General features: G+C 51.5%; 20 protein-coding genes. 4 read left to right on the top strand and 16 right to left on the bottom strand.

The features are described 5' to 3' along the window. Positions 1-100: 100 nt before the first annotated feature. Together M3650_RS20870 and M3650_RS20875 are read right to left on the bottom strand one after the other, a co-directional pair. A complete protein-coding gene (locus M3650_RS20870; RefSeq protein WP_251577463.1) occupies positions 101-700 on the bottom strand; it encodes a YdeI/OmpD-associated family protein in 600 nt (199 codons plus the stop codon). Beyond that, the gene (locus M3650_RS20875) at positions 676-1,617 is read right to left on the bottom strand and encodes an alpha/beta fold hydrolase (RefSeq protein WP_076133036.1); all 942 of its coding nucleotides are present in this window, start codon (positions 1,615-1,617) and stop codon (positions 676-678) included. Before M3650_RS20875 ends, M3650_RS20870 begins: the two co-directional genes overlap by 25 nt. A gap of 99 nt (positions 1,618-1,716) precedes the next feature. On the opposite strand from M3650_RS20875, the gene M3650_RS20880 reads away from it, so the two are divergent. Then, the gene (locus M3650_RS20880) at positions 1,717-2,628 is read left to right on the top strand and encodes a helix-turn-helix transcriptional regulator (RefSeq protein WP_251577465.1); all 912 of its coding nucleotides are present in this window, start codon (positions 1,717-1,719) and stop codon (positions 2,626-2,628) included. A 44-nt stretch (positions 2,629-2,672) separates the two neighbouring features. On the opposite strand, the gene rlmH is transcribed toward M3650_RS20880, so the two are convergent. From rlmH to M3650_RS20900, 4 genes are all read right to left on the bottom strand, one after another. Continuing rightward, positions 2,673-3,152, bottom strand: a complete 480-nt coding sequence (rlmH, locus tag M3650_RS20885; protein WP_251577467.1) for a 23S rRNA (pseudouridine(1915)-N(3))-methyltransferase RlmH — start codon at positions 3,150-3,152, stop codon at positions 2,673-2,675. Between the two features lie 664 nt (positions 3,153-3,816). Beyond that, complete coding sequence (locus M3650_RS32320) at positions 3,817-5,220, bottom strand: S-layer homology domain-containing protein (RefSeq protein ID WP_251577469.1); 1,404 nt, start codon at positions 5,218-5,220, stop codon at positions 3,817-3,819. Further along, entirely contained in the window at positions 5,217-10,025 is a 4,809-nt protein-coding gene (locus tag M3650_RS20895; protein WP_251577471.1) for a phosphodiester glycosidase family protein, read from the bottom strand. Before M3650_RS20895 ends, M3650_RS32320 begins: the two co-directional genes overlap by 4 nt. Before the next feature lie 284 nt (positions 10,026-10,309). Further along, entirely contained in the window at positions 10,310-11,320 is a 1,011-nt protein-coding gene (locus tag M3650_RS20900; protein WP_251577473.1) for a response regulator transcription factor, read from the bottom strand. A gap of 207 nt (positions 11,321-11,527) precedes the next feature. Here M3650_RS20900 and M3650_RS20905 point away from each other — a divergent pair, with 207 nt between their 5' ends. Beyond that, a complete protein-coding gene (locus M3650_RS20905; RefSeq protein WP_251577475.1) occupies positions 11,528-13,756 on the top strand; it encodes a YhgE/Pip domain-containing protein in 2,229 nt (742 codons plus the stop codon). Between the two features lie 161 nt (positions 13,757-13,917). Beyond that, positions 13,918-15,192, top strand: coding sequence for an MFS transporter (locus M3650_RS20910; protein WP_251577477.1), 1,275 nt, complete (start codon positions 13,918-13,920; stop codon positions 15,190-15,192). Positions 15,193-15,274: 82 nt separating this feature from the next. Here the strand turns inward: M3650_RS20910 and M3650_RS20915 are convergent, their stop codons facing one another. The 4 genes from M3650_RS20915 to M3650_RS20930 form a co-directional block, all read right to left on the bottom strand. After that, positions 15,275-15,850 carry a TetR/AcrR family transcriptional regulator gene (locus tag M3650_RS20915; protein ID WP_251577480.1) on the bottom strand — a complete coding sequence of 192 codons (576 nt, stop codon included), beginning with the start codon at positions 15,848-15,850 and terminating at the stop codon, positions 15,275-15,277. After that, positions 15,828-16,565 carry an MBL fold metallo-hydrolase gene (locus M3650_RS20920; RefSeq protein ID WP_251577482.1) on the bottom strand — a complete coding sequence of 246 codons (738 nt, stop codon included), beginning with the start codon at positions 16,563-16,565 and terminating at the stop codon, positions 15,828-15,830. The genes M3650_RS20915 and M3650_RS20920 overlap by 23 nt, the downstream gene beginning before the upstream one ends. Before the next feature lie 330 nt (positions 16,566-16,895). After that, entirely contained in the window at positions 16,896-17,066 is a 171-nt protein-coding gene (locus M3650_RS20925; RefSeq protein ID WP_019423277.1) for a CxxH/CxxC protein, read from the bottom strand. Positions 17,067-17,260: 194 nt separating this feature from the next. Continuing rightward, positions 17,261-18,505 (bottom strand): S1C family serine protease, encoded by a 1,245-nt coding sequence (locus M3650_RS20930; protein ID WP_019423276.1) that lies wholly within the window; start codon positions 18,503-18,505, stop codon positions 17,261-17,263. Positions 18,506-18,771: 266 nt separating this feature from the next. Here M3650_RS20930 and M3650_RS20935 point away from each other — a divergent pair, with 266 nt between their 5' ends. Then, positions 18,772-18,996: a hypothetical protein gene (locus M3650_RS20935; RefSeq protein WP_019423275.1), complete on the top strand. Its 225-nt coding sequence runs from the start codon at positions 18,772-18,774 to the stop codon at positions 18,994-18,996. Here M3650_RS20935 and M3650_RS20940 read toward each other — a convergent pair. From M3650_RS20940 to M3650_RS20965, 6 genes are all read right to left on the bottom strand, one after another. Beyond that, positions 18,950-19,771, bottom strand: coding sequence for an MBL fold metallo-hydrolase (locus M3650_RS20940; RefSeq protein WP_251577483.1), 822 nt, complete (start codon positions 19,769-19,771; stop codon positions 18,950-18,952). The two genes, M3650_RS20935 and M3650_RS20940, sit on opposite strands and share 47 nt — an antisense overlap. After that, entirely contained in the window at positions 19,768-20,508 is a 741-nt protein-coding gene (gene yycI, locus M3650_RS20945; protein WP_019423273.1) for a two-component system regulatory protein YycI, read from the bottom strand. Before yycI ends, M3650_RS20940 begins: the two co-directional genes overlap by 4 nt. Positions 20,509-20,559: 51 nt before the next feature. Continuing rightward, complete coding sequence (locus M3650_RS20950) at positions 20,560-21,867, bottom strand: YycH family regulatory protein (RefSeq protein ID WP_019423272.1); 1,308 nt, start codon at positions 21,865-21,867, stop codon at positions 20,560-20,562. Further along, complete coding sequence (gene walK / locus M3650_RS20955) at positions 21,864-23,726, bottom strand: cell wall metabolism sensor histidine kinase WalK (RefSeq protein WP_019423271.1); 1,863 nt, start codon at positions 23,724-23,726, stop codon at positions 21,864-21,866. Before walK ends, M3650_RS20950 begins: the two co-directional genes overlap by 4 nt. Then, positions 23,727-24,455 (bottom strand): response regulator YycF, encoded by a 729-nt coding sequence (gene yycF / locus M3650_RS20960; protein ID WP_251577530.1) that lies wholly within the window; start codon positions 24,453-24,455, stop codon positions 23,727-23,729. 241 nt (positions 24,456-24,696) lie between these two features. Further along, a complete protein-coding gene (locus M3650_RS20965) occupies positions 24,697-26,235 on the bottom strand; it encodes a peptidoglycan DD-metalloendopeptidase family protein (RefSeq protein ID WP_251577485.1) in 1,539 nt (512 codons plus the stop codon). Positions 26,236-26,452 lie beyond the last annotated feature (217 nt).

Here is a 26,452-nt window from a genome sequence, read left to right on the forward strand (position 1 = left end):
TGATTGAGAAATACAGTAGCTCCTCTCTCCTAAAGATCAGGGAAACAATAGACCCAGATTTATGCAGTACCAAAAATCCTTTTAACGATTCTTTTGTTATTTATATTTCCTTATTCTGTAATATTTTTTTGCAATGTTGAAATTTTAGCCCTTCTTCAGATGAAGCGATCAATATTCCAAGCCTTCTTAATCGTGTTTCTTCTTTCTTGGCGCTCATTACCCACCAGATAGAATCTCTTTTATAGGATGGTGGTAAATTAGTGAAGAATAGCCAGGCTGTTTGATTTGCCTTGATTTGTTCTTCATATTCTTTGGCAAGTTCCACGTTTCTTTGTTCAGAGGAATAGCCTTGTGCATCGGTTCTGTTGTTAAAGACGTGCATTCCTTCTGGTCTCATCTTTCCAAGCTGTATTAGTGCTTTTACCTTCTTTACGTTCACAGCACTCCATACACTATTTACTTTGCGCGGAGTAAAGCGAATCTTATAGCTTTGTTTATCAATGGTTTTTCGTATACCGTCAATCCACCCAAAACAAAGAGCGGCATCTACTGATGCAGACCAAGTAAGGCTTGCACGCCCTGTACTTATCCCAAAATAGCCCACCCAAATTTCACTAGCTTCAGCATGATGTTCTTCTAACCAATCGTTAAACTCTTCTTGGTTGTTGAAAAAAACTACATCTCCCATTGTTCCAGCCATTTTAAAATCGCTTGGTTTGTTTCTTCCGGCTTTTCTTCCTGGATCCAATGACCGCAATCCAGATTGACCACTTCCACATTGGGCACGAACTTTGTCAGGTTTTCAGACTTCGCAACCACATCCCGGTCGCCGTAGATCATGAGGGTCGGCTGCTGGATGATTGGGTTCACTTTCGCCAATAAGCGCCAGTTGCGGTCAAGGTTCCTGTACCAATTTATGCTGCCCGTGAACCCTGATGTTTCAAAAGCGGAGACGTAAACGGCCAGCTCGCTTTCGCTCAATACGGGCTCACCGAGCGGTGTTTCTGCTCTGGCGAGATTGATCAACGCCATACCTGGCTCAGGTGCTCTGAGAGGCTCGTTCTTCCGGTACAGGTTGCGAAGGAACCTGTATGTATTGTCTTCGAATACGGCGTCCGCGACGCCTGGCTGTCGATTGAAGTGGACGAAATAGAAATCGCCGCCAAGTATTTCTTCCATGAACTCGATCCAGGGTTTTTCTCCGCGCTCTTGGTAAGGCAAGCTCAGATTTATCACTTTATTGACGCGGTTTGGATGCAACAAGGTCAGTCCCCAAACGACGAATGCACCCCAGTCATGACCGACAAAGGTAGCGTCCTCGTATCCATAGTGATCGAGAAGCGCGATGAGATCACCCGACAAGTGTTCAATGTCATAGTCTGTTACTTCGGTCGGACGGGATGAGTTGCCGTAACCCCGCTGGTTGGGGACGATGACATGGTAGCCCGCTGCGGCAAGTGCGTCCATCTGATGGCGCCAAGAAAAGGCATGCTCTGGCCAGCCGTGGCAGAGTACAATAGGTTTTCCTGCGTTTTCTCGGCCTGCTTCAAACACTTCGAGTTCCACACCGTTGGCTGAAATAAGGGTGGGCTTGGGAAAATCGGTTGGATTAAACATTGAATTAAAACCTCCTTCTTGTAATACTTGTAGTATAATGGATAAAAGGTGACATCAAGGTGTCACCGTTCTGAAATCATGTAAAAAAAGAGGGCAATTATGGACAAAGTGGAGAGACTCATTTCGATTATCATGATATTGCTGAAAAAAGAGGTTGTTTCTACAACGGAATTCTCACAACTATTCAATGTCTCCAAAAGAACGATCCTTCGCGATATGGAAACATTGAGCTTATCGAACATCCCGATCTACTCTGTCAATGGGGTCAAAGGGGGCTACGGCATAATGGATGAATACAAGGTTGATAAACGCCTTTTAAGCAGCTCCGATTTACAGAATATATTAACTGCGCTCGGCGGATTTGAACAAATCCTCCGTACTGAAGAAGTTGAAAGAACGATAAAAAAAATAGAGGCAATGGTTAGTCCATTGTCTCTAAATCGTTCCATTCAACTGTCGTTTTATGATTGGGAAGGTCGGTCCGAGATTCTTGAAACCTTAAAGACATGTCAAGAATCCATTTCAAAAAAGAGGCTGGTTTCGTTTGATTATACAGATAAGGACGGGGCTGTAACGAATAGAATGGTCGAGCCCTATGAGCTGCATTTTAGCGAATCGAGTTGGTACTTGAAAGGATTCTGTTTACATCGACAGGGATATCGAACTTTCAAGTTATCTCGGATCGATCATATTACTATGGATGAACGCGCGTTTCATCCTAGAGACGATTGGTCAGAGCAAGTACACGAAGCAAATTATCTACCTGAATTCGTCACGATTAAGGCATGGATATCGCCTAGCATAAAAGATCAAATCATCGAAAGGTATGGTCGAAGAAGTATTGAAGACCATAGTTCTGGATTTTTATTAGCAACCATTTATGTCCCACAAAATCGTATGGGATTTCAACTTTTAGCAAGCTTCGGCACTCATCTAAAAGTTGTAGAGCCCAAAACCTATGTTGAAGACTTTCGAAATTATTTATATCAAATGATGGAGAACTATTCCTGATATATTTAGCATTAAAGCTTCAACCTTCAACTCAACTTTTCGCCCTATTTATGGTACGGTTCACCGCGATTAATCTTTACCGCACGGTACATTTGCTCCGTCAGCACGAGGCGCATCAGTTGGTGCGGCAGCGTCATGCGGCCGAAGGACAGCTTCGTCTGGGCACGGCGCAGAACACCCTCGGACAGACCGTTGGAACCGCCAATCACAAACACGACGTGACTCGTCCCATACGTCGCCAAGCGATCAAGCTGCGCCGCCAACTCCTCGCTCGACCAGAGCTGCCCGTCGATGGCAAGCGCCACAACATGCGCATCGGGCTTTATATGACTGAGAATGCGCTCTCCTTCCCGCTCCTTCACCTGCTCCAGCTCGGCATCGCTCATCTTCTCCGGTGCCTGCTCGTCCGGCAGCTCCGTAATTTGAAATTTCACATACGACGCCAATCGTTTGCTGTACTCCGCAATCCCCTGCACCAAATACTTCTCTTTCAACTTCCCTACGCACACCAATTGAATAAACATCTGTCCGCCTTCAACCCCATTCCTTATTCTGTATCCTGATATGTAAAAGGAGAGCTCTTTTCACCCTCCGCTTTTGCAGCAATATTGTTCTAGTGTACCCGACTGCCATATCTTTCGTCCATGCGGGGATTATGACATATTCGAGCGGTGACGCAGCTTCCGTTGGAGAACATCCAACAGAACCTCTTACTACCAGCGCCCATTCAACGTTCTACTGGAAATCATCCAATCAATTGGCCGTTTTTCCACTGAATAGCCGCCTTGAAGGCGATTCTACTGCACGATTTCCAATGATACCTATGATTAGAATACTTAGACAAGCATTCATCGGACTATTTCCAGCAGAAAATTCACTTCCTATCTCAACGTCGACCATTCAGACAGCAGCACACGGCAGACAGCTAGATAACCAGTCAACTAAACAACTAACGACGAGTGGCCATTGCAAGAACGATTCAGCCAGACCTAATTTAACCACGCAACAAGCCGATCGGCTCATAACGCAATGCGCTTTCTGAAGGGGGGGGAGAGTGGCCATATACACTTTTACAGACAACATGCTCGCCGGGATCGCCCCACGTTCCCAATCACATAATTAATTGCAAAAAGGGCGCTCTCCTTAGAGAACGCCCTTTCACTATACATACCACTTTACCGCTTTTATTCACTCATACACGCGGTTGTGCACCCTGTTCAAGAAGACGGCCACTTCCGCCCGCGTAGCGCGGCTATCTGGATGCAGCTTGCTGCGGCTCCCTTGAAGGAGACCTTCCTGCAGCAGACCGGCTAGACTACCCTTCGCATAGTCAGATACCTGCGCCGAATCCGTATACGCCGCTAATGCATCCGAATCGCCGTCAACCTTCAGCATGCCCGTCTTCTCTAAAGCTCGAGCCACCATCGTGAACATGTCCTGACGCGATATGGCATCGCGTGGTCCGAACGCATTATCTCCCTTGCCCTGCACGAAACCAAGCTCCTTCGCCATGCCAACCACTTCGGCATAGTACGCGTCTGCATTGACATCAGCGAAGCCAGAGTCCGCGCCTGACCTGGCGGAACCGCCGCCGGAAGCTTGAAGACCAAGCGCCCGTACAAGCATGACAGTGAAGTCCCCTCGCGTAATGTCAAGCTGCGGTGCGAAGCGATTCTCGTCCACACCGTCGATGATGCCTCTTGCCGCCAATGCTTCAATGGACACCTTCGCCCAATCCAGCTTGCCTGTATCAGCGAACTCCTTGATATTGAAGCCGACCGCATACGTCCCGAGTTGCATTGTCTCGAAGCGTACTATGCCTGTCGCCGCGTCATATTTGGCGCTAGGCACCGCAACCGAACGGCCGCTAGTATCCACTGCCCAGATAATGATGCTGTGCGAAAGTGCCAGCTCCCGCGCTGTCGGCTTGTAAGGAATCGCAACGAGCATAGGTGCTCCCGCCCGCATGCCGCTCAACGGCTTGCCATCGGCCTTCAGCTCCACCGTTACCGCAGGTCGCTCGCCTACCTTCGCGCTCAGCGCTGCGGGCCATGAACCGCGATCGGACTGTCCGATGACAATGCTTATCGTCTTCGCATCCTTCGCCGCATCCTTCGATATCATATTTGATGGCACCGTCACGATCGCTTGCGGCGTCACCATCTCATACTGCTGCTGCAATCCAGAGCCTGTCAATGCCGCTGCCGACATGGATACATCCACGCCAGTCGCTTCCTTATCCGCCGCGACCTCGATGCGAACCTTCTTCACGCCGCGATTATCCGGCTGCGCATCCTTCAACGCCTGATCCAATGCCTCAGCCGTGATGACAGCCTTCGCCACGGTACTGCCTTGCTCCCGCTTCGCCTGAACGGCAATCTTGCCGTTCTCTACCTTCACGGAAGGCTCCGCCGGCTTCGCAGGCTCGCTAGGCTTATAGCTGCCCGCATCCGACGACGAAGACGAAGAGGAAGAGTCCGGCCGCTCTGGCTCCGGCGGTCTGCTAGCCGACTCCACCGTCAAGTTAAAGTCAGCGTACTTATCGGCATCCGCCTTGCTCAAGGCGCGGATGACGGCTGTTCCCGGCTTCACCGCTGCAATGAGCCCCTATCCGACACCGTCGCCACACCGTCCGGCGCTGCTCCGTACACAGACCAGATGACGGTCTTATTACTGACATCCTCTGGCAGCACGGTAGCGTTCAGCTGCAGCGTCTCTCCCTCCTTCAGCTTGCCTTCGGTCCGGTCCAGACGGACTTCGCCCACCTTCACGTCTGGCAGACGGTCAATCGTAATCAAGCTGTCTGCATAAACAGCTTCCACCACGCTCGTTGCACGGACGACCGCTGTCCCCATCTCATGGGCGGTGACGACTCCATCCCGAGTCACCTTCACCGTTCCGTCCGCCGAAGCGCTGTATACGGACCACGTTACCGTCTTATCAGCGGCATTGGCTGGCAGCACGGTGGCGTTCAGCTTTACGCTCTCGCCGATTGCCAAATTCACTTCCGGCTGGTCGATAACAACCTCAGCCGGAGGCACCGCTGGATCTCCCTTGCGAAGCGTGAACTCGTCAACCAACCGGTCGCCTATCGTCTTTACCGTAAACTTGAGTTCACCGCCAACAATCTCGATCGCTCCGTAGATTTGTGTCTGCTCGCCGTCCACCTTGAGCTGCCACTCACGCGGCGTCACGGGATAGAACTTCGGACCGGACGAGCCACCGACGACATACGTCGTGCCTTCCCCTTCGCCGACCGGCTTCCCACCGCGCAGCGGATAGGTACGGACGTACACGTGGTCGTGTCCATTCATCGCCAGATCAACGTTGAATTCGTCAAACGTGGACGTCCACGCCTTGCGGATATGCTCCGAATCGTATTGGCTGCCATATGGTCCGCGGTGGAACGTAACGATCTTCCACGTTTTGTCCGTGGCGGCCAGATCGCGGCGCAGCCACTCTTTCTGTTCCTCGAAATCGTACTCGCTGTTCAGCACTACAATATGCGCATTATGATAATCAAAGGAATAATTGCTGCCTTTCAAGCTATCCAACCCATTCTGCGGGTTATTGAAATGAGCGAGGAAATCATCATTCTTCCTCGTGCCGGTCACCTCATGGTTGCCGACCACCGATACGAGTGTTGTCTGCAAGAAGATATCCTGGGCTGCTTTGAACCACATGCTCCATTCTTTCTCCTTGAACCCATCCTCGACCATGTCCCCTGCTTGTAAAATGAAGTCCAAATCCGGGTGATCGGATACGGCCTTATGAGCGATATCGCTCCACAGATTGAATCCATCTTCATTCGACGCTTGCGAATCGCCAAAGAATAAAAATTTTGTCCGTTCTCCATTCGCTTCCGCTGTCTTGAACGAGCCTTGCTCACTGAGCTTTCCATCCCCGTTACCGACGCGATACACATATTCCGTGCCTGGTTCAAGCCCATCAGCTACTGCCTTGTGAACCCGCACGGTGCCGATATCCCACGTATGATACAGGCTGCTCGTGCCGACCACCTTGCTGACGCCAGGTGCAGCAAAGTCGGTGAATCCATCCTTCTTCGCCATTTCAATGACCGTCGTCTCCACGTTCGCATGGGTGTGCCACGTGAAGCCGCGGGACGTCGACGGATCCGCGCCCATCGACACGCCAATATTGTATGGCTCATCGCTGCCTGCTAACGGCGACACCTTGAATTTCACTACCGGACTGTAGCGGTTATCCTGCGCCTGCACTGCCTGCAGCGAATATTCCTTCACCTCGTCCGTTAACGCCTTCGTGGCGAGCTTGCCGTCCGCATCGGTGACGCCGATGTCCGTGCCATCCGCCGTCATAATGCGGGCGCCTTCGACCGGCACGCCCTTCTCGTCAACGACTCCGAATACCGTCTCCTGCCCCTCGGCCACCCCGTCTGGATTCCAATTCAATCGCAGATGATACTGAATCGCCGCCACAAGCGGCAGTCCGAAGAAACCGAAGTCGGTCTCCCCTTTATCCATGAAGGCGATGGAGCCTGAAGTAAAGTGAATCTTCAATTCGCCATCTGCATTCGTCTTTACCCGATACTTGATTTGCGCCAGCACATCGTCGTCCGTCAGCTTAAGCCAGTTCAAGCCGCTCAACTTCAGCCGCACGGCTCCCTTATCGGCTTCTACCTCCGGCTGTACGTTCGCATCGGTCAGCTTGGGGCCAGCCACCACTTCCAGATTCCCCACCTTTAACGGATCGAACGCAAGCGCGATGTCCGCACGCTTAATGTTCGACGCCTTAACGCTCTTCACATCCACCGTGTACACATTGCCCGCATATACATTATCCGGTCCGTCATACGTCAGTTTGGAGGAATCGGTATCAACGATGAACATCCATTCCTTCTCCGTCTGATTGCCGGATAAGTCCCATATTTTCACCTTGACCGTATGAACGCCGTCCGCCAATGGCACATTCGGCGTGTAGTGAATCTTGCCCTTCGGCGGATAGAAGCCGTGCTGTACGAGGACGCCGTCCACATACATGCGGGTTCTATCCGGATCGATCAGCGTCGTTGCCGGATGCGCGACAGGATCGTACCCATAATCCTCACCGAAGACATGAATTTCCGGTGTCGCTGTGTTAATTGTGCTGCCATCCACCGGAGAAAAATCCTTCAGAATCGGCGGATCCATATCGTCAGTGGCCGGACCATACAACGCCCGAATCTGATCGATGTAGAGCACGCCCGCCGTTTTGTTGTCATTTTTCGTTTCCATATAACGAATCGGCATCGTCATGCGGAGCGGAAGCGGTTTGCCTTTCGGAACATCGGCCTCCAAGTACTGCCAGCCTACGAATCCGAGACCTTCCTTTTCATCCGTAAAATTCAAATCAACCGCTCCGTTGTTGGCATCCCGCAGTTGTCCGCGCAGCCAATGCTTCTTGCCGTCACCGTATACCCAGACGCTAATCTTCTCTGGATAGCCCGGAATTTCGATTTGGGAAGCAGTGTCTTTCGCTTCCAGATAGGCACCGGAAATGCCGACCGTTTCCGTGAAATCATACTCCAGCTTGGCCGCTTTGCTGTCGAAGCGGACGAAATCTTCTCCGGTCTCCTCGCTGACTAGAACGCTCTTGTAACGAGCGCCGCTAACCTCCTTGTAACGTCCCACTCCGTCCTCGAAGTCTTCCAATATAACAGGGGGCTGGCCGACAGTAACTTCCATCGAAGCCTCAATCCCCCCGTAGCTGACCATAATTTTACCGCTCTTCTCCGACTCATTGGCTGCCACAAAGACACCTTGCTCATCGATGCTGCCGATTGGGCCTTCCACGCGCCATGCAAATTGACGGTTGTCCGACACAATCACCTGTCCGTCGCGCAGCGCCGTTACCTGCATGGCCACCTTCTCGCCAGGTGCATATGAATTCACCGCATCTGGAAAGCGAAGCTCTGTCAGGTCTTTCACAACCTCGACACGTCCTTTCCCGGTCAAGCCGTTTGCGGTAACGGTCACATCCGCTTCGCCCGCCGTCTGCTCCGTCGTAAATGCGCCGTTCGCATCGAACGTGCCAAATGCCGGATCGACGCTCCATTGCAGCGTTCCCGTAATGGCCGCCGGATGCCCGTTCGCATCGACGCCCGCCGTCTTAAGCAAATAAGAGGAGCCGACAAGCACCCGCTCCATATTCGGCTGGACGACCAGCTTGGATGCGGCACCCTCCGGCGCTTTGTTCACGAGCAGAATGCCGTTCGCCGTCTTCCGCTCTCCGCCGTCGGACGGACGGTTCAGAATCTTCCGCACCGATTCGCCCGGCAGCTTCACCACGAAGGTCGACGAGCCGCCTCCATCGAGGCAGAGCGCGTTGACTACGCCGATGTCCTTCATGACCTTCGCCAAGTCGTCGTAAGACACGCCTTCGCTAAATCCTGGCGCCCGGCCGTCAATCTCGATCATGACGATCGAGCCGTCCGCCTTCGTGCCGATCGCCACGCGCGGATAGAGCGCCTTATCATCCTGCGGCTGCACCTCGCCGTCTTTCAACAGCTGCGCCACGCCGCCGATCGCCATCTTGACGTCCTTCCACGCCTCTTCCAGCTCGAACTGGGCCGTCACCTCATCGCCGACCTGCAGTCCTTGCAGCGCGTCACGATAAGTGCCGGATGCGGACAAGACGACTTTGCCTGCCACTAGCGGCGTATTCCCCTTGTCCTTATTGATTTCGGCTACTTTCAACTTCAAGGCGCTGCCGCTCTTCACTTCGCCGGACACAATATCCAGCACGACCTCGTCACCCAGATTATTCGTCATCGTCGACGTATGAAAAGAGGATGTGTACAGATTCAGTTTGCTGCTATTTTCCCGCATACGGTTAATCTCGGAAATTTCAATGTCTTTCCGACCGATTTGGAGCGTTCGCTTGAGTGTGGGACTTAATCCGTAAATCGTCGTGCCGTCATTTTTCAGTCCAAACGCATACCAATCAGTAGGCGCAGGCGGACTGACCAATATTTCGCCGCCGCCCATGAACATCCCGAGCGGCACGCCAGTCGTCATATCGTAGAAGTCACCGTTTATAGCTGCGATGACCCGATTGCCCTCCTTGTCGGCATCGTCCGCCATTTTCGTAACGCCTTGCATGCCGTATACTTTTCCGTCAGTCATGCCTGGCTGCATATCCAAGGCCTGATTTTTCGGGTCGAATTCCAAAAAGTGAACCTTCTGCAATCCCTGCGGCAGGTTCATGCTGTACCACGTGTAGTTCGCCCCGGGACCGATCTCCATGCTTCGCTTATCCAGCACTTGTCCGAACGCGGGCTGCGGCCAATCTGCCGCAACAGCCTGTCCAGCCGGAGCCAACAGCGACCATATCATGCACAGAGATAAAATAAAGGCCGGCCTTTGACGTTTCCATTTCATCCGTAATCGATTCCTCCTAAAATTAAATTTCAGAGAGCTCTCTTAAGATGCTATGTGTATGCAGCAAGCCGTGCCGATATGCTATCGGGATGACCAGCTTCATACCCGCAACTGTCAACACTCCTTTCTGCTGACAAATACTAGTATAGATGCGAGATTGCGAGATGTAATGAAACGGATTTTCGATTTTTTCGCCGATTTTTCTCTTAACAAAAAATATAAAGATCAGATAAAGCCGCACTGCAAGATATTTCGTGATCAAAGGGAACTTTTCAAGAACCTCTTCACATGCCCAGCATCCTCCGATATTCGATCGGACTGACAGATACCGACTGCTTGAATACACGGTTGAAATACTGCAGCGTCGTATAGCCCACCTCATAAGCCACTTCATATATTTTCAGGTCCGGCTCCAACAGCAGCTCCTTCGCCTTCTGGATGCGAATCCGGTTCACATATTGCACGAAGGAGTATCCGGTCCACCGTTTGAACTGGGTGCTGAAATACGAATCACTCATCCCGAATCGCCTGCTCATGTCAGGCAGCGTTATTTCCTTGCGGTAGTTCTCGTGAATGTAATCGCAAGGCATCTTAAAAAGAAGCTTTACGTTTCGGTTCCCCAACGCGGAAGTATATGTATGTGCGATCCACACTTCAGCCAGGTGCGAAACAAATGCCGCTCTGTCATGGTCGGTGTCTGGCCACGGACTCGTACAGACAGGCAACGCGGAGGCGCCGAGCATTTGCCGCCACTTATCTGCGAAGAATCGCAAGCCATCCATATGCATCCCGTGCGCATCGCCCTGCGACAGCAGCAAGGATTGAATCAGTTCATGCTGCTCCTTCAGAAGCTCGCTCGGAGTCATGCGCTCCAATCGGGTAAAAAAGCTCTGTACTCCCGCCAACTTCTGATGCGCAGAACAGAAATAATGGACCGAGCGCTCTGCACGCTCCAATGCCCGCTGGACGTCCTCTCTTTTCACAGGCTTAATTAAATAATCGCTCGCTCCATAACGCATCGCCTGTCGAACAGCGTCAAAGTCCGCATATGTGCTGAGCATGACGGTGACGATGGGCAAACGCTGTTCATGGACATAGCGGGCAAGCCGGAGTCCTTCCGGATAGGGAACTGTCAGATCGGTCATTACTACAGTAGGCCAACCCCGTTCGATCCAGGCCAGCGCTTCTCCAAAATTTCCAGCTTCCCCCGCGACAGTATGCCCGCATACCCCTATCATATCTGCTATTTTTTTACGCTCAGACGGATTATGATCCACTAGCAACACCTGTAACATCATATGCCCCCTCTTCTAAATAGGTTGTTTCTTTCAAGTGCGTGTTCAACCTCTTCAAAGTAACATATTACCAGCCATATACAGCGGGCTTGCAGCCAATCTTATTAAAATCTTATCACTCGGCCTGCCAACCAATCATCTCCCTATTCGGATGGTCAAAATGGATCTTAGGCATAATGAAGTCAAAAGGATTCATTGGGGGCCATCATGAAACACATTTTCTCCATCTATGCAACGGACTTGAAAAACATAACGCGCAATTGGGCCGCATTCATCATCATTGTCGGTCTAATCGGGCTGCCTTCCTTATATGCGTGGTTCAATATTCTCGCTTCCTGGGATCCATACGGCAATACGAAAGGCATCGCCATCGCTGTCGCCAACAACGACAAAGGAACGACCATCCTCGATAAACCGATTAATATCGGGAAGGAAATCGTTGCATCGCTGAAAGAAAATACGCAGATCGGCTGGACCTTCGTCGACGAGAAAAAAGCGTTGACCGGGGTAAAACGCGGAACCTATTACGCAAGCATCATCGTTCCGGACAGTTTCTCTGCTCGTATCGGGACCGTGCTCTCAGACGAGCCGGTGAAAGCGGAGATCGTCTATTACGTGAACGAAAAAATCAATGCCATTTCCCCGAAAATTACGTCAAAAGGCGCATCAAGCATCATCGAACAGGTGAGCTCCAACTTCGTCAAGACGGCGAACCGGACCATCTTTCAAATCTTCAATGAGATCGGAGTCGAGTTGAAAAATGAGTTGCCGACAATTGAGAAGGTGAAGAGCCTCGTCTTCAAGCTGGAAAAAGGCTTTCCCGAGTTCGTCCGCATCGCGAACACCGCCTTGGCCGACGTGAGCAAAGCGAATGAAATCGTTCAAGAAGCGCAGAAGAACCTCCCCCTTGTCGCACAGATCGCCACCGAGGGAGAACAATTCTCGCAGCGAATCGGGGAGCTTCTCAAGTACAGCCAGGAAGGAATCGAGGCCATTTCCCCATTTATCAAGCAGGACCTCGCTTCCGTACAGCAAACATCGCTCGCGATGGAGCAATTGACCGCCATCGTACAGGATGTGAATGCAAAGCCGTCTGTCGTCCTCAACGCGCTGGATCAAGCTGCGCGGCGGCTCGATACCGCACTGAAGATCGTAAATGGAACGATAGAGTGGCTGGGGCGTCTGAACCAATTAACCCCCGGAAATATATTCGGGTCCGAGATCGGAAAGCTGCAGCGGATTGCCGATAAGTTCGGGCAGCAATTATCCACCATCAGCGAGATGAAGACAGCCGTCAATACAGGCAGAACCATATCCGGTGAGCTTGCCGACCGTCTGAACAGGTTGGCCCGCGATACGGCCGCCATTGCCGGCGACTTGCTCGGTAGATATGACGGCGAAATCAAGCCAAAAATCTTGCAAGGTGTCGATAAGGCGCGCAGCACGGTAGCTAATACACAAACGCTGCTGCACGATGCGCTCAAGCGGATTCCCGACGTCAAAAACATATTGAACGATGCGGCAAAGGCGCTCACTTTCGGCAATCAAGAAATTATCGCACTGAAACGCGACCTTCCCGTCGCTCAGTCGAAAATCAAACATATCGCCGATAAAATCCGTGCATTGGAAGCTCAGGGCGATATTAATGAAATTATCGATTTGCTGCGGAACAACTTCGAGAAGGAAAGTGAATTTTTCGCTCAGCCGGTTGTATTGAAGGAGAACAAGCTGTACCCAATCCCGAACTACGGTTCCGCGATGTCACCCTTTTTTACTACCCTATCGCTATGGGTCGGCGCCTTGCTGCTCGTGTCATTGCTAACGGTGGAGGTACATAGGGAACCAGAGGAGATGAACAGCATTCATGCGAATACCAATCCTGATCCCGAGAACGGAATCCATTCACGGAAGGAGAAGTTCGCCTCCCCGATGAAGGACCATCACGTCTACTTCGGCAGATACTTGACGTTCGTCACCATTGCCTTGCTCCAGTCGCTGCTCGTCACGACAGGCGATATTTACGTGCTGGGCGCCTACGTGCTTAATAAACTGTGGTTCGTCACGTTCGGCCTCATTTTGAGCGCTGTCTTCATGCTCATTGTGTACACGCTTGTCTCGGTGTTCGGCAATGTCGGCAAAGCGCTCAGCATCGTCCTGCTCGTGCTGCAGCTTGCCGGTTCCGGGGGGACGTTCCCGATTCAAGTGACGCCGCCGTTCTTTCAAGCGATTCATCCTTACCTTCCCTTCACGTACGGAATTAGCATGATGCGCGAGGCCGTGGGCGGGATATCGTGGGATGTCATCCAGCGCGACTTGCTCATGATGTGCATTTATGTGGGGCTTACGCTCGTCATCGGCTTGGCATTGAAGACACCGATTAATAGATCCAGCGCGAAGTTCGTCAAGAAGGCGAAGGAAAGCAAGCTCATTCATTAAGCAGAATCGGGGTTCCACGTTGTCCGCGTTCCGCGCATATTATTGCATGATCCTCTTCCTTGGAAAGGGTTCCCTTGTTACAATGGAGAAGGCTATCGACTTTAGCGGCTATTCCAAAGGCCAAAGCCTTTTCGATTACGCGCTTTAATGGAGGAGCGATCATGCGTTTTTATCAGCAAGCGGTAATGGACTTCAAGACATGGAATCGCAATATTAGAGTGTTTTTTCTAGCAAATGGCTTATTTCAAATCGGCAGCGGCATGTTCATGGTGCTGTATAACTTGTATATTCAATCGCTCGGTTACGGCGATGAGATGAACGGGACAATTATTAGTTTGCAATCGTTGGCGACTGCACTGATGTTTGTCCCGATTGGCTTTCTCGGAGACCGGACGAGTCGCAAATGGATTCTGATTGCCGGTGCGCTGTTCACCGGCCTTGGCTTCGTCGGGCGTTCGTATGTGGTGTCAGAGTGGGGCTTGCATTCCCTCGCCATCTTCTCTGGACTGTTCGCTGCGTGCTTCCAAGTGATAGCGGTGCCATTCCTTGCTGAAAATACGCGCAAAGAGCAGCGGCTGCAGCTGTTCAGCTATCACTTTGCGCTAGGGCTTGCTTGGCAGGTGCTAGGCAGCATGGGGGGCGGATATATGGCCGACCTGCTGCAGACCGCCGGCTGGAGCAAAGTTGCGAGTCTGCAGACCGTCTTGATGGTTGGCGGCGTCGCGAGCTTTGCCGCCTTTCTTCCGCTCCTCTTCGTGTTGGAGCAGAAAAAGGTGCCGACCGTGTCGCCATCCGCAACAGAAATTCGTCCGAAGTCATTGAATCCCAAGCTTGAATGGAGAGACATTCGCCGTCTTACATACTGTCAGCTCCTTGTTGGCCTCGGATCAGGACTGGTCGTGCCTTATTTGAACCTTTATTTTACGAATCGGTTCTCTGTGTCGCTAACGTCGGTGGGCATTCTCATTTCACTCGGACAAGTAATGACGATCATTTCTATGCTTATCGGGCCGACATTGGTTAAGCGGGTAGGCCAAGTGAAAGCGATCGTTATTTTTCAAATGCTGTCGCTGCCATTTCTGCTCTTGACCGGATTTACGAACCTAATCCTAATCGCCAGTGTCAGCTTCTTGTTCCGGCAAGCGCTTATGAATGCTGCCAATCCCATTCAATCGGCCGTCATGGTGGATCGGATTTCAGACTCCCGCCGGGGAATCGCCAACTCGCTCACGCAGACGGCCTTCATGCTTGGCTGGGCCAGCATGGGATCCGTGCAGTCGTACTTGGTCACCACATACGGCTACTATTGGGGGTACGCAATAACGTTCAGCATGACGGGTATCTTGTATGTGACATCAGCCATTTGCTACTACTTCATGTTCAAAGAGAAAAAGGCCCCTATCCCGCTCGGCATAAGCAAGGAAATCGCCAAGTAAGCAGTGGATTGCAGTGATACTAATGTTAAAAGCGAACCCCTTCAGGGCGGTTCGCTTTTTGTAAGTTAGGCTATTCCTATGTTCAATCGATTGTCCGCACTTGCAGCTCCATGCCAGACAGGTACGTCCGAAGCATGCGCATCAGGCTCTCATCGGTATCAAGCTTCAGGCCGAATCCCCCCCTCAGCTCCAATGAAGCGAACCCATGCAGCATGCTGCGCATCCCCCTCACCATATGCAGTGCGTCGTCACGTTCCAACTGATATTCATCCAGCACGTCAAGCAGCAGTTGCACGCTCCGGTACGATGCAGCCACCAGCTCCTCGTCCATCTGATCGGGCGCGGGCTGCGTCGCCTCGTACAGCCCGGGATGCTCTCGCACAAACGCCACGTAGGCGATTCCGATGGAGAGGAGCGCCTTCTCTCCCGCTTTGCCGACCGCTGCTTTCGTCATTGCATCGCACAGCAGCTGCAGTCCGTGAAGGGCCAGCTCCCTCCGCAAGCCCGGCATGCCATCGATATGATTGTAAAGCGATGGCGACTTGATGCCCAACCGTTGCGCCAAGGAGGACAACGTTACTTGTTCCAATCCCATATCATCGGCCAGCTCAATTGCAGCCTGCAGAATGGTCGCTTTATCGAGTGATTTTCTGGACATGCTCCATCTTCCCCCATTCTTGTTCTGCATCCATAATGGCCCGGTCGAGCGCCGATTGCGGGTTGACAATCATCTCGCCGTGACCGACCGCCAGCAGCGTTGGCGACAATGCGCGGAGCTTGCGCACACTATCGAGCGCAGCGGCCTTGTCCCAGGTCGCGAAGGCCGGGAACGGAAACAGCGGCTTAAGCTTGCCAGAGACGGCGATGCCGCCGCGGGTCTGGAGCGCGTCACCGGCCAAGAGAGCACCGCTTCGCTCATCCAGGAAGGCCATCATGCCCGGCGTATGCCCTGGTGCAGATATCGCCGTTAACGAACCAATGCGATCTCCATCCTGAAGGAGCACATCCGGCTGCGTGCGCACCGCTTTCGGAACGCCTCCCCGTATTGGAGTCTGAGGCTCACCCGGTTCAAGAGAGCGATCACCGCGCAGCAATTTGGCATCCCGTTCCGAGATCAAGACTTGAGCCTGCGGCAGAGCCTCCTTCAACGCATCCAACGCACCGACATGGTCGTCATGCGCATGGGTAAGTACAATCCGTGTAATTGGCTTGCTAAGCCGTTCCGCCGCCTTTAATATTCCTTTAACGCTGAAGGGAAGCGCCGCATCGACCAAGGTCAACTCATGCTCCTCCTCCACCAAGTAACAATTCACCGGAAACAGATGAGGTAAAAATGTCAATTGAATAATAAAACCGTGTTTACGCATCCGCATAAAAACCAACTCCCAATTAAACTAATGTTATTAGTATAATAACTAACTACATTAGTTTTGGCAAGCAGTATTTTTCCCTATATTTCAATATCCACATGTGGATAACTTGAATTTCATGACGTTTTTCTCCTTTTCCCCATTATCCACACCCGATCCGGAAGTTGCTCACAGTCAAAACAGAACGAATCACCTCACCGAATTCAAACATTCCATAATGATCAAAAAACAAGGGCCTGCGACCCTTGCGGTCTCTCGCCCTTGTTCCGTTCTTCTCCCTATTCAGCCTGACGTAAGAATGTCCCTTACGATATGCCTTACGCCCTTGGCACGTTACACGACAAGGAAATTCGCTTCATGCTCACAATCCATGCAGCATTTGATCGGTCTTTCCCAATCGCTGAATTCCACTTCATCCAGATCGACAATGTCCGGAGCGTCCTCGAATTCATCTACGAATTTGTCGATAGCCAATTCTACATGATCTTTGCATACTACGTACATGTCGTTCCCTCTTTCTTGCCAGTCCTGCTGTCCTCTAACACCATGTGGCACGCCTCAGCCGTTCGGCACAGCGCTCCCTGTCCATCATATCATAGTTCTGTATGTTCCCGTAAGATGTAATGCATATATACGCATGTTCAAAAGGTTACTTTTCAGCGCCGAGAAATGTGTGATTCGCTCTTATTGTATCCTGCTCACTCTGGCTTATCCGACAGTTCCACCGACGTCGTCATCAGCTTGCCGTCCCGGTAGAACTTCACGTCCAAGCTCTCCCCGATCTTCTTCTTCTCATATAAATATTTGCGGAGATCAAGCGTCGTGCCGATAGGATCGTTATCGAACCGGACAATTACATCGTTCAGCTGCATGCCAGCCTTCTTCGCCGGTCCGGTCGCTTCCAAAACAATAACACCCGCCGTTACCTCTAGCGGCAGCTGTAGATCTTCCCGTTGTTCTTGAGTGATGGGAGCATACGGATTATTCAAATCCACTGTATACACGCCCAAGTAAGGGCGCACGACTTTGCCGTACTGTGTAATTTGATCTACAACCCACATCACTTCATTTGTCGGAATGGCGAAGCCCAGTCCTTCCACACCGGTCGTCGCAATCTTCATCGTATTAATACCAATCACTTGCCCGTTCAGATTGACCAAGGCACCGCCGCTGTTGCCTTCGTTAATGGCCGCATCCGTCTGAATGACCATCTGCTCCCAATCATATATGCCGTCTTGATTGAGCGACACTGGTATAACGCGGTTCGTATAGCTGATAATTCCCGCTGTAAGCGAATCCCCAAATCCAAGCGGATTGCCAATTGCAATCACCGTCTCGCCGCGCCGCAGCTTCTTGGAATCTCCGATCTCCGCCACCGCCGTCACACCAGCATCGTCCATGCGAATGACTGCAATATCCATCACACGGTCTTTACCGATCAACTCCGCGTTCTTACGCTGTCCATTTGCCAGTACAACCTCGAGCTTATCGGCGCCTTGCACGACATGTTCATTCGTCAGCACATACGCTTTTCCGTTCTCCTGACTGAAAATAACCCCGGATCCCAAGTTCGTATCCTTCACTGCTTCACTGTCATCCGTAATACTCTTCTGCTGATTCACGATACTGACGACGGCAGGGCTCACCTTCTCCGCAGCCTGCACGATCCGTTCATACGGATCATACGCGTTCTCGCTGCCCGCTACTGCAACCGGCTGCTGCGAAGCCGTTCCGGCACCGACTAACCAGCTGTATAGAAGGACCGCTAACAACGCACTAATTACCGAACTAACGACCGCAACTTGTACGGTTGACCATTTGCGACCCGAATCCCGTCTGAGCTTCTTTTGTTTCCATCCCGGCGCTTCCGTTTGCCCGTGCCATTTTCTCTTGATCCGACGCGATACCTTCGGCGAGAAAAAATCATCATCAAAAAAGCTCATCCGACCCAACTCCCCTCAACACGGGCTCTTCGCCATGTCCGGTTGATCCACCGCACCTTACCGCCATAACACCCCGTTCACCTGAATGTTATGCGTTCAATCGGTCAACACTATATATTAATGCTTACTATGAGCCTATAATGTGAAATGAAATGTCATAGATTTGCAACCTTGTACATATTCTATCATACAAAAGAGAAATTGAGAGAAAAGAATCGGGATTGTAACCACTATCATCCTATTCCAATTGAAAGGAGTACATGCCTATGAAATCATCATCTTCTGTCTGGTCGGACGTGGATCTGATCGGGAAGCTTGCCGATATGAAGGAAGACCAATATCGGCTGACGTTAGCCCTTTCCACGTTAATGGAACTGCTCGTGGAGAAAGGCTTGCTTACGCATGAAGATATCGCCCTCAAAGCCGAGCAGCTCGAGCTGTGGCTTACAGACGAACTGGAGACTTCACATGAACCGTGTCCCATGGCGTAGGCTTGTCATAATACGTATCTCGTAATTGAAACTCGCTTTCTTTGAAAAAATGTCCGTTATCCTCCATCACGTTCTGCACCGACATGCGGGCGAGGTCCATCATGTTATGATCGCGGCTCAAATGCGCCAAATAAGCACGGCGCGTATTGCCCGTCACGACCTCACCTAACGCTTCGCCTGCTGCTTCGTTCGACAAGTGGCCCATATCGCCCAAAATACGCCGTTTAATGTTCCAAGGATATCGTCCCATCCGCAGCATTTCAACATCGTGATTCGACTCCATAACGAGCACGTCGGAATCGATGACCGCATCTCTGACCTTATCGCTCATATAACCGAGGTCCGTCGTGACGCTCAGCTTCGTATCCCCTTCATAGAAGCTGTAGCCGACCGGTTCAGCCGCATCATGGGAAATACCGTACGATTCCACGCGCAAATCTCCAAAATCGCGAGCTTCGCCCGTCTGCATCACAATCCGTTTCTCGTCCGCGATCGCACCGACATGCTTCGTCAGCGCCTCCCACGTATTTTCATTGGCATAAATGGGCACATCATACTTACGGGCAAACGCGCCCAACCCTTTGATGTGGTCCGAATGCTCATGCGTAACAAGAATGCCGTCTATCTGCTTGCCGGAGAGGCCCTGTTCCTCCAGCAGCTGCTCCGTACGCTTACAGCTTAGACCGACATCAATCATAAGCGTCGCTTCATCATTTTGAATCACTGTCGCATTGCCCGTCGATCCGCTCGACAATACGGTAAATCGTAAACTCATTTGTCTATCTCCTTCTTTCCTGCTTGCAAATTATCGACCGCGCCGTTAATGGCGTTTACGTAATAAACCTCATTTTCCAGCATAATTCGCCAAGACGGGGCGGATACCTGTGTCTCCGCGTCGAAAATTTGCCCGTGGTATCCAAGCTGGATATCCTTCACGATCGAACCCGGCATCACCTTCTCGATTACACTGCCAAGCGCCTGCGAGGCCGGCAAAATCTTCTGCTCCTTATTGCTCTTGGTTTCGATGAGCTCCACGTACTGCTGACGGTATGCCGTTATTTTCTGTTCGCTCACAGATAGTTCCAAGGATACCTCGAAGATCGGCAAGCCGTTCGCCAGCCGTTGATGAAGCACAAATGTGCCCGGTTTGCCCGACAGCTCATCATAGCGGTACATCTCGATATGCGGGATGTCGCCTTGCAGCGAGCGTATCAGTTCTTTTTCTAAAAAGATGATCGTGCTATCCTTCGGTGTCTGTATGGGTACCCGCTCCGTCCCGCGATTAACGAATCGGTATGTAATCTCCCTCAGCGTCGGAGTCTCCGCTGGTATCTTCGCCGGTACTTGAATGTGCTTCACGTCCATAATTTGACGTGTCTCCTCGGATAAAGACGTCCAGTCGAGATCAGAGTGCATCCGATCTCGAACATCCTGCCAGAGCTGATAACCGAGCACGATATTAAGCAATAAAAACGCATAGATTAATACATTTTTGGCCCGACTCCAATCCATGCGGATCCTCCCCTCTGTGAGTGATTGAATTCTGCCATGCATTACGAATGTTTATTTCAGCAATGACACCGTGCCGTCGCTATATTTCACCTGCCAGGTGGGAATAAGCCGTATTACATCTTTCTCCTGCGACGGAACATAGACCGGGTCAAGCGATTCAATCATTTTCCCCTTGTCCAGCAAATTCAGCTTGTTAATAAGCGCATCGCCGCTTGGCAGGTGGCGCACTTCTTTCTCGGTTGCCCGCTGCAAGAGCTGAACGAGTGAACGCTCATAGCTCGTTACGGTGCCTTGCTGCATTGTTACCTGCATATAACCGAAGCGGAAGGCGCTCGTGCTTATAATCGGATACGAGCCCCAATATTGTTGGAAGCGAAATACCCTGCCCAAGCTCGTCGATCCACCGAACACCCCGATGGGCTTCTCATCCGGGTCCATCATGACGAAGCGGAAGCGGCCGTTCCACCCGCCGTGCTGATTGATGAACCGTACCGCGCCCGTCACGTCGGCCGCGACATCTTGACGACCCTCTGTCGGCACTGCCGGATCGGAATAGATAATCCACTGCTGTGCCCGATTAACCTCTAGCCCGCGCTTGGCATCTGTATATATTTCAGAGCTTCCCGTTTCGATATTTTTCGTTACGGTCGGATCGAAGAATAAGCTTCGCTGCATCTCCTCTATCGTAACTCGTTCGAAGGGCAACGTCACGTCCATTAATTCGAGCGGCTGCTCCGGAACGTAATACGTTCCGTTCACCAGCTTGTACGGTGTCCATTTGCGTCCGAATTCAACCTGCTGCTTCACATCCTGGACCGTTAAATTCGCGCGCGTGGATTCGTATGCCGTATCCCCCTTCTCATTGAAGAAGAATACGCGTACTTCACTGGCATCTTTCGTCGCGTACAGCCAAATACTACGAATTTCCTCGGTCAAAAATGCGGCATCATCGGCAATAGGGAACTCCTTCTGCAGAAGCTTAGCTGGAACGGGAGATAAGAAGCGCAGCTCCACACCTTCGTTCTGCTCCCGGATTCGCGTCCATTCGACCGATGAGACCGGGCGGCCCTGGAACCCATCATAGGAGCGGCCTTGCAGCCGTTTCATAATCATGTTATAGAACGTCATCCCCGGGTACAGCACCGTATGCTTGTTCTCTCCAAGATGAAGCACGACCTGATCAGGGAACACCAGATTCTCTACTTTTTCCTCCGGGCCTAACGGTTCGGTCTTAATATAGTCGCTTGACGTCTTCTCAACCACATCGAAGTTCGGCATGTCATAGGTGAGGAAGAAGCTCTGCACAAGACTGAGCAGCACGAGAACGGTGAGCAGCACCGTTTTAACCCGCTCTATCATTCGCTTGCTTCACTCCCTTCGAATGTCATCGGCAAGCTAAAGGTCACTTGCGTGCCGACATTCCACTCTGACTCAATCCGAATGTCGCCTCCGTGCGCTCTTACAATTTCCCGGGCAATGGACAGCCCGAGGCCTGTCCCGCCCATATTGCGCGATCGGGCTTTATCGACCCGATAGAACCGCTCAAAGATTCGCTCCAAATCCTTCTTTGGAATGCCCATTCCGGTATCCTTCACCGTCAAGTGCACCAACTGCTTCGTCTCAGACAGGGAGGCAGACAACGTCACCTCGCCGCCGTCCGGTGTATATTTCACGGCATTGGATACGAGATTGTCCAGCAGTTGGTCGATCTGATCGCGATCGATGACGACGTTGCCGATGCCATCTTCCGCCTCTACCTTCGCCACAATCCCCCGATTGCGGAATTGGAAGGAGAAGCGGTCTACGACATCCTCCAGCATCTCCACGATATCCGTCGGCTGCTTGCGCAGTGTCGCTTGCTTGGAATCAAGCCGCGACAGATGAAGCAGGTCGGTTACGAGCCGGATCATGCGCTCCGACTCATTGCGTATGACGCCGACGAAGCGTTCAGCCAGCTGTGGCTCCTCAAGCGCCCCGTCATCGAGCGCTTCCACATAGCTCTTAATCGTCGTAAGCGGGGTACGAAGCTCATGCGACACGTTCGCGACGAACTCGCGACGAGACTGCTCCAGCTTCTCCTGCTCAGTCACGTCCTGCAGCACGACGATAGAGCCTGTCATTCCTTCTCCGCGGCGGTGAACCGGTGTGAACGAGACGCGCAGCACCGTATCGCTCTCCTCTTGAGCGTGACTCTCTCCTTCCACCGGAGAGATTAGAATCCAATTGAGCTGGCCGCTGACAAGCTGCTCCACCTGTGACATTGGCACGCGCAGCAAATCGGCAATATTGCGCCCCTCCGCGCCTTCCGTATCTACATCCAACATCTTGCAGGCACGGCGGTTGACGAGAATGACCTTGCCGTTCTCATCGGTGGACACAACGCCATCGCTCATGTTGGTCAGAATCGAAGCCAGCTTCTCCTTCTCCTCTTCGTTCGCATTCAGCGCTTCCTGCAGGCGCCGGGTCATATAATTGAACGCCTCGCTCAACTGGCCGATTTCATCGGTTCCCAATACAGGCACTTGCCCGGCGAAGTTCCCTTCCGCCACCTTCGTCGCTTGCTTCGTTATTTCTTTAATCGGCTGAGTAATCGTATGCGCCAATATGATGCCGAGCACCGCCGTTAGTCCGAGCGCAATCGCCATACCCGAGACGAAGATGCGGTTGATGCCTTCAATCGTCGCATACAGATCCTTCATCGACGCGACGATATAGAGGGCGCCCACGATCTTATTGTTCTTGTCGTTCGAAAAGACCGGCTTAGCCAGCACCTGCTTGCGCACATTGTCCTCGTCAATAATAACTTGCTGATTGTCGCGGATTCCTTGCAACGCGCGGTTGACCACCGTCTCCGTATTTTTGCGGCCGACGATTTCCATGTTAGATTGCACGGAAGTCGTTAGTACTTTCCCGGTTGCGTCGATGACTTGAATCTCGACACCGTTCATATTGAAGAAGCTATGCACATACGTATTCAACTCTTCCAATGTGCGTTCGTTCTCCAGCATTTCCTCGCCCTTCAACGTCTGTCCGGCATAAATGGACATAAGCTCGGCCGTCGTCTGCAAATCTTTCGTAAAATTGTTCGTAAGGGAATGCTTCATCGAACTGACGAAGTACACCCCGATAAGTTGCATCGCAATCAAAATGAGCAGCACATAAATAATGATGAGCTTTGCCTGTATCGTTCGAAAGAAGCGGCCGATGCCCCATTTCATCTAGAAGCCTCCGTTACGAGGATTGCGCATCATATAGCCGAGACCGCGGCGCGTAATAATATACTCCGGCTTGCTCGGATCGTCCTCGATTTTCTCGCGCAGACGGCGAATCGTCACATCGACGGTGCGCACATCGCCGAAGTATTCGTATCCCCATACGGCCTGCAGCAGATGCTCCCGCGTCATCACCTTTCCAGAGCTGCGCACCAAGTAATGGAGTAGCTCGTACTCACGGTGTGTTAAATCGAGCATCTCCCCATTTTTATAGACGACATACATATCCGTATCGATAAGCAGCTCGTGCAAGCGCAAGCCCTGCTTCTCCGCCGCCCCTGCACCAGCATCCTCGCCTTGGACTGCTACTTTGTTCTGACGCCGCAAATGTGCTTTGACTCGCGCCAGCAGCTCTCTTGTGCCGAATGGCTTCGTCACGTAATCATCAGCGCCCATCTCGAGACCAAGCACCTTGTCGATCTCCGTATCCTTCGCGGTCAGCATAATGATGGGCATTTGAAGGTGCTGACGCACTTCACGGCACACGTCCATCCCGTCCTTGACGGGCAGCATCAAATCGAGCAGTATCAGGTCCGGCTTCTCCGATAAAGCCAGTTCCACCGCTGTTCCTCCATCGAAGGCACACACGACCTCATAGCCCTCTTTTTCCAGATTGAATTTCAAAATATCCGCAATCGGCTGTTCATCATCCACGACGAGAATTTTGCCGTACATGGAATCTGCACCTCTCTCCAATTTCAATATCACTTAGTTCGATTCCTATTCATGATAGCTGTTAACCAGTGTCACTCTATTTTACCATAATTGTCTCTTCATCCCGATAGCAAACGTTGGAGGATTGAAAAAGTGAGTCCAGACGGCCTATAGGCTCGTGTTCAAAAAGACCCGCTTTTCAGCACGAACAACCTCTATAACGAAAAAGACGGGAACGTGATTCGTCCCGCCTTCTGCTTGTTTATAAATATTTTAGAGGATTTTGCACTTCATCATCTTTATGAATCTCAAAGTGAAGATGCGTTCCTGTTGAATTTCCCGTGCTGCCCATGACGCCGATATTCTGACCTTTTTCCACAATATCGCCTACATTGATATCGATCTTGCTTAGATGTCCATACAACGTCTTATAGCCGTTGCGATGGTTCACAATAATGCAGTTGCCGTAACCGCTCTTCTCGCCTGCGAACACGACAACCCCTTCATCGGCCGCCATGATAGAACGGTCGGATGATATCATATCAATGCCTTTGTGCATACGTCCCCAACGTTTGCCGTATCCGCTCGTCAGCGTTGCGCCGCTGACCGGCCAATCGAACGATCCAGTGCCTTCTCCGCGCACGACTTTCGTTCCCCGTATGACAATTTCCGGAATCGCTGGCTCGATTACTTCTTGATCGATCCACTCTTCATTCGACAGCATACCGTTATCTTTAATGAGACGGTACGACATGCGCTTTAAGCCCTGCTTGCCTTCACGCACGACTTTAGATTCCCCCGCTCGCATTTCCGGGTCCTCTTTCACAATCTTCTGCGGCTCTGTCACGATATACTCGCTGTATGCTTCGACCGTCTTTACGGTAATCAACGGCTTCGCTTCCGTCAGATCGAGCTCTTGGCCTACTTGCAGTACCTCTTCGCCGGCAGATGGATTATTCGTATAAATCGCTTGAATCGATACGTTCATCTTCTTCGCAATGGAGGAGACGGTATCACCTTTTTGCACTTTATATTTACTCGGCTTATTCTGGCCAGTGGTCAATTTGTTAATTGCTTCTTGCGGACTAAGCAGCTTGTCCGGATCCGTGTTGCTGCCTTCCATGCTTACCCGTTCGCGGAAGCTCACCGACTCCAGACGCGACATCGCCTTTGTCGCATTAACGGATCGCACCGGAGCAGACAGCACTTTGACTTCCTTCGCATTCTTGCTGTTCTTCGTGCTTTTCTCTGTATATTTTCCTTTGACCTGCTGCAATATTTTCTCAGCCGTCGCTTCGTCCTTCACAATGCCGATGCTCTTGCCATTTACCTTCAACTCTACGCCTACCGCATAAGCGGTCATCATGCCGCCGAGCTTCACCAGCGTCTCCTTCGTTGCGGGCTGCGCCTTGAAGCCGGAATCAGCCACCGTGCGAATGCCTTCCATATCAAGCTGCATATGCGCATTCGGATGCTTTGCCTGTACTTCATCCTGCTTCTTAGCGTAGAAGCCTTCCAAATCATCAAGAGCAGATATCGTTCCTACGAGCTCATTATTTTTATATACATGAAAGAAAGATACTGTATTTGCTTGTACATAGGCTGTACCGCCCCATACGGCAGACGCAATGAGCGCCAATCCGCCAACTGAAAGCACGATTTGCTTGCGAGATTTCGCAACCCATCGTGTAGCGGTGCTCGATGCCAGCCGCTGCCGCCATGCTGCCGTCCATTGTTGCCATCGGTTCTTCGAGTCTTGTCCGACTTCGTTGTCCCGACGATTTCCGTTGAAACGTTCCATGTTGGTCTCCTTTATTTCAAGTTCATCCATTACGATTTCAGCACAAAGTGACAAAGGTTAACGTTTTGTCATCTTTTTTCATCTTGTTTAATGTAACACAGGTCGAAAGAACAATGCAACTGACGCCGGGAGCAAGCGCCTGCCCCTGGAAAGTCACATAATAGAAAAAAACGCGAATGGCCTCTTCTATTGAAGATGACTCTTTTCGCGTTTTATA

The sequence above is a fragment of the Paenibacillus sp. MER TA 81-3 genome (assembly GCF_023713585.1).
In the GTDB taxonomy this organism is placed as follows: Bacteria; Bacillota; Bacilli; order Paenibacillales; family Paenibacillaceae; genus Paenibacillus_B; species Paenibacillus_B profundus.

Excerpts from the sequence above, each read along its gene's own strand:
- M3650_RS20880 (WP_251577465.1), top strand. The coding sequence starts at position 1,717 with ATGGACAAAGTGGAGAGACTCATTTCGATTATCATGATATTGCTGAAA.
- yycI (WP_019423273.1), bottom strand. The coding sequence starts at position 20,508 with ATGGATTGGAGTCGGGCCAAAAATGTATTAATCTATGCGTTTTTATTG.
- M3650_RS20965 (WP_251577485.1), bottom strand. The coding sequence starts at position 26,235 with ATGGAACGTTTCAACGGAAATCGTCGGGACAACGAAGTCGGACAAGAC.
- M3650_RS20905 (WP_251577475.1), top strand. The coding sequence starts at position 11,528 with ATGAAACACATTTTCTCCATCTATGCAACGGACTTGAAAAACATAACG.
- rlmH (WP_251577467.1), bottom strand. The coding sequence starts at position 3,152 with ATGTTTATTCAATTGGTGTGCGTAGGGAAGTTGAAAGAGAAGTATTTG.
- M3650_RS20950 (WP_019423272.1), bottom strand. The coding sequence starts at position 21,867 with ATGATAGAGCGGGTTAAAACGGTGCTGCTCACCGTTCTCGTGCTGCTC.
- walK (WP_019423271.1), bottom strand. The coding sequence starts at position 23,726 with ATGAAATGGGGCATCGGCCGCTTCTTTCGAACGATACAGGCAAAGCTC.
- M3650_RS20925 (WP_019423277.1), bottom strand. The coding sequence starts at position 17,066 with ATGTACGTAGTATGCAAAGATCATGTAGAATTGGCTATCGACAAATTC.
- yycF (WP_251577530.1), bottom strand. The coding sequence starts at position 24,455 with ATGTACGGCAAAATTCTCGTCGTGGATGATGAACAGCCGATTGCGGAT.
- M3650_RS20870 (WP_251577463.1), bottom strand. The coding sequence starts at position 700 with ATGGCTGGAACAATGGGAGATGTAGTTTTTTTCAACAACCAAGAAGAG.
- M3650_RS20875 (WP_076133036.1), bottom strand. The coding sequence starts at position 1,617 with ATGTTTAATCCAACCGATTTTCCCAAGCCCACCCTTATTTCAGCCAAC.
- M3650_RS20940 (WP_251577483.1), bottom strand. The coding sequence starts at position 19,771 with ATGAGTTTACGATTTACCGTATTGTCGAGCGGATCGACGGGCAATGCG.
- M3650_RS20915 (WP_251577480.1), bottom strand. The coding sequence starts at position 15,850 with ATGTCCAGAAAATCACTCGATAAAGCGACCATTCTGCAGGCTGCAATT.
- M3650_RS20930 (WP_019423276.1), bottom strand. The coding sequence starts at position 18,505 with ATGAGCTTTTTTGATGATGATTTTTTCTCGCCGAAGGTATCGCGTCGG.
- M3650_RS20910 (WP_251577477.1), top strand. The coding sequence starts at position 13,918 with ATGCGTTTTTATCAGCAAGCGGTAATGGACTTCAAGACATGGAATCGC.
- M3650_RS20920 (WP_251577482.1), bottom strand. The coding sequence starts at position 16,565 with ATGCGGATGCGTAAACACGGTTTTATTATTCAATTGACATTTTTACCT.
- M3650_RS20895 (WP_251577471.1), bottom strand. The coding sequence starts at position 10,025 with ATGAAATGGAAACGTCAAAGGCCGGCCTTTATTTTATCTCTGTGCATG.
- M3650_RS20900 (WP_251577473.1), bottom strand. The coding sequence starts at position 11,320 with ATGTTACAGGTGTTGCTAGTGGATCATAATCCGTCTGAGCGTAAAAAA.
- M3650_RS20935 (WP_019423275.1), top strand. The coding sequence starts at position 18,772 with ATGAAATCATCATCTTCTGTCTGGTCGGACGTGGATCTGATCGGGAAG.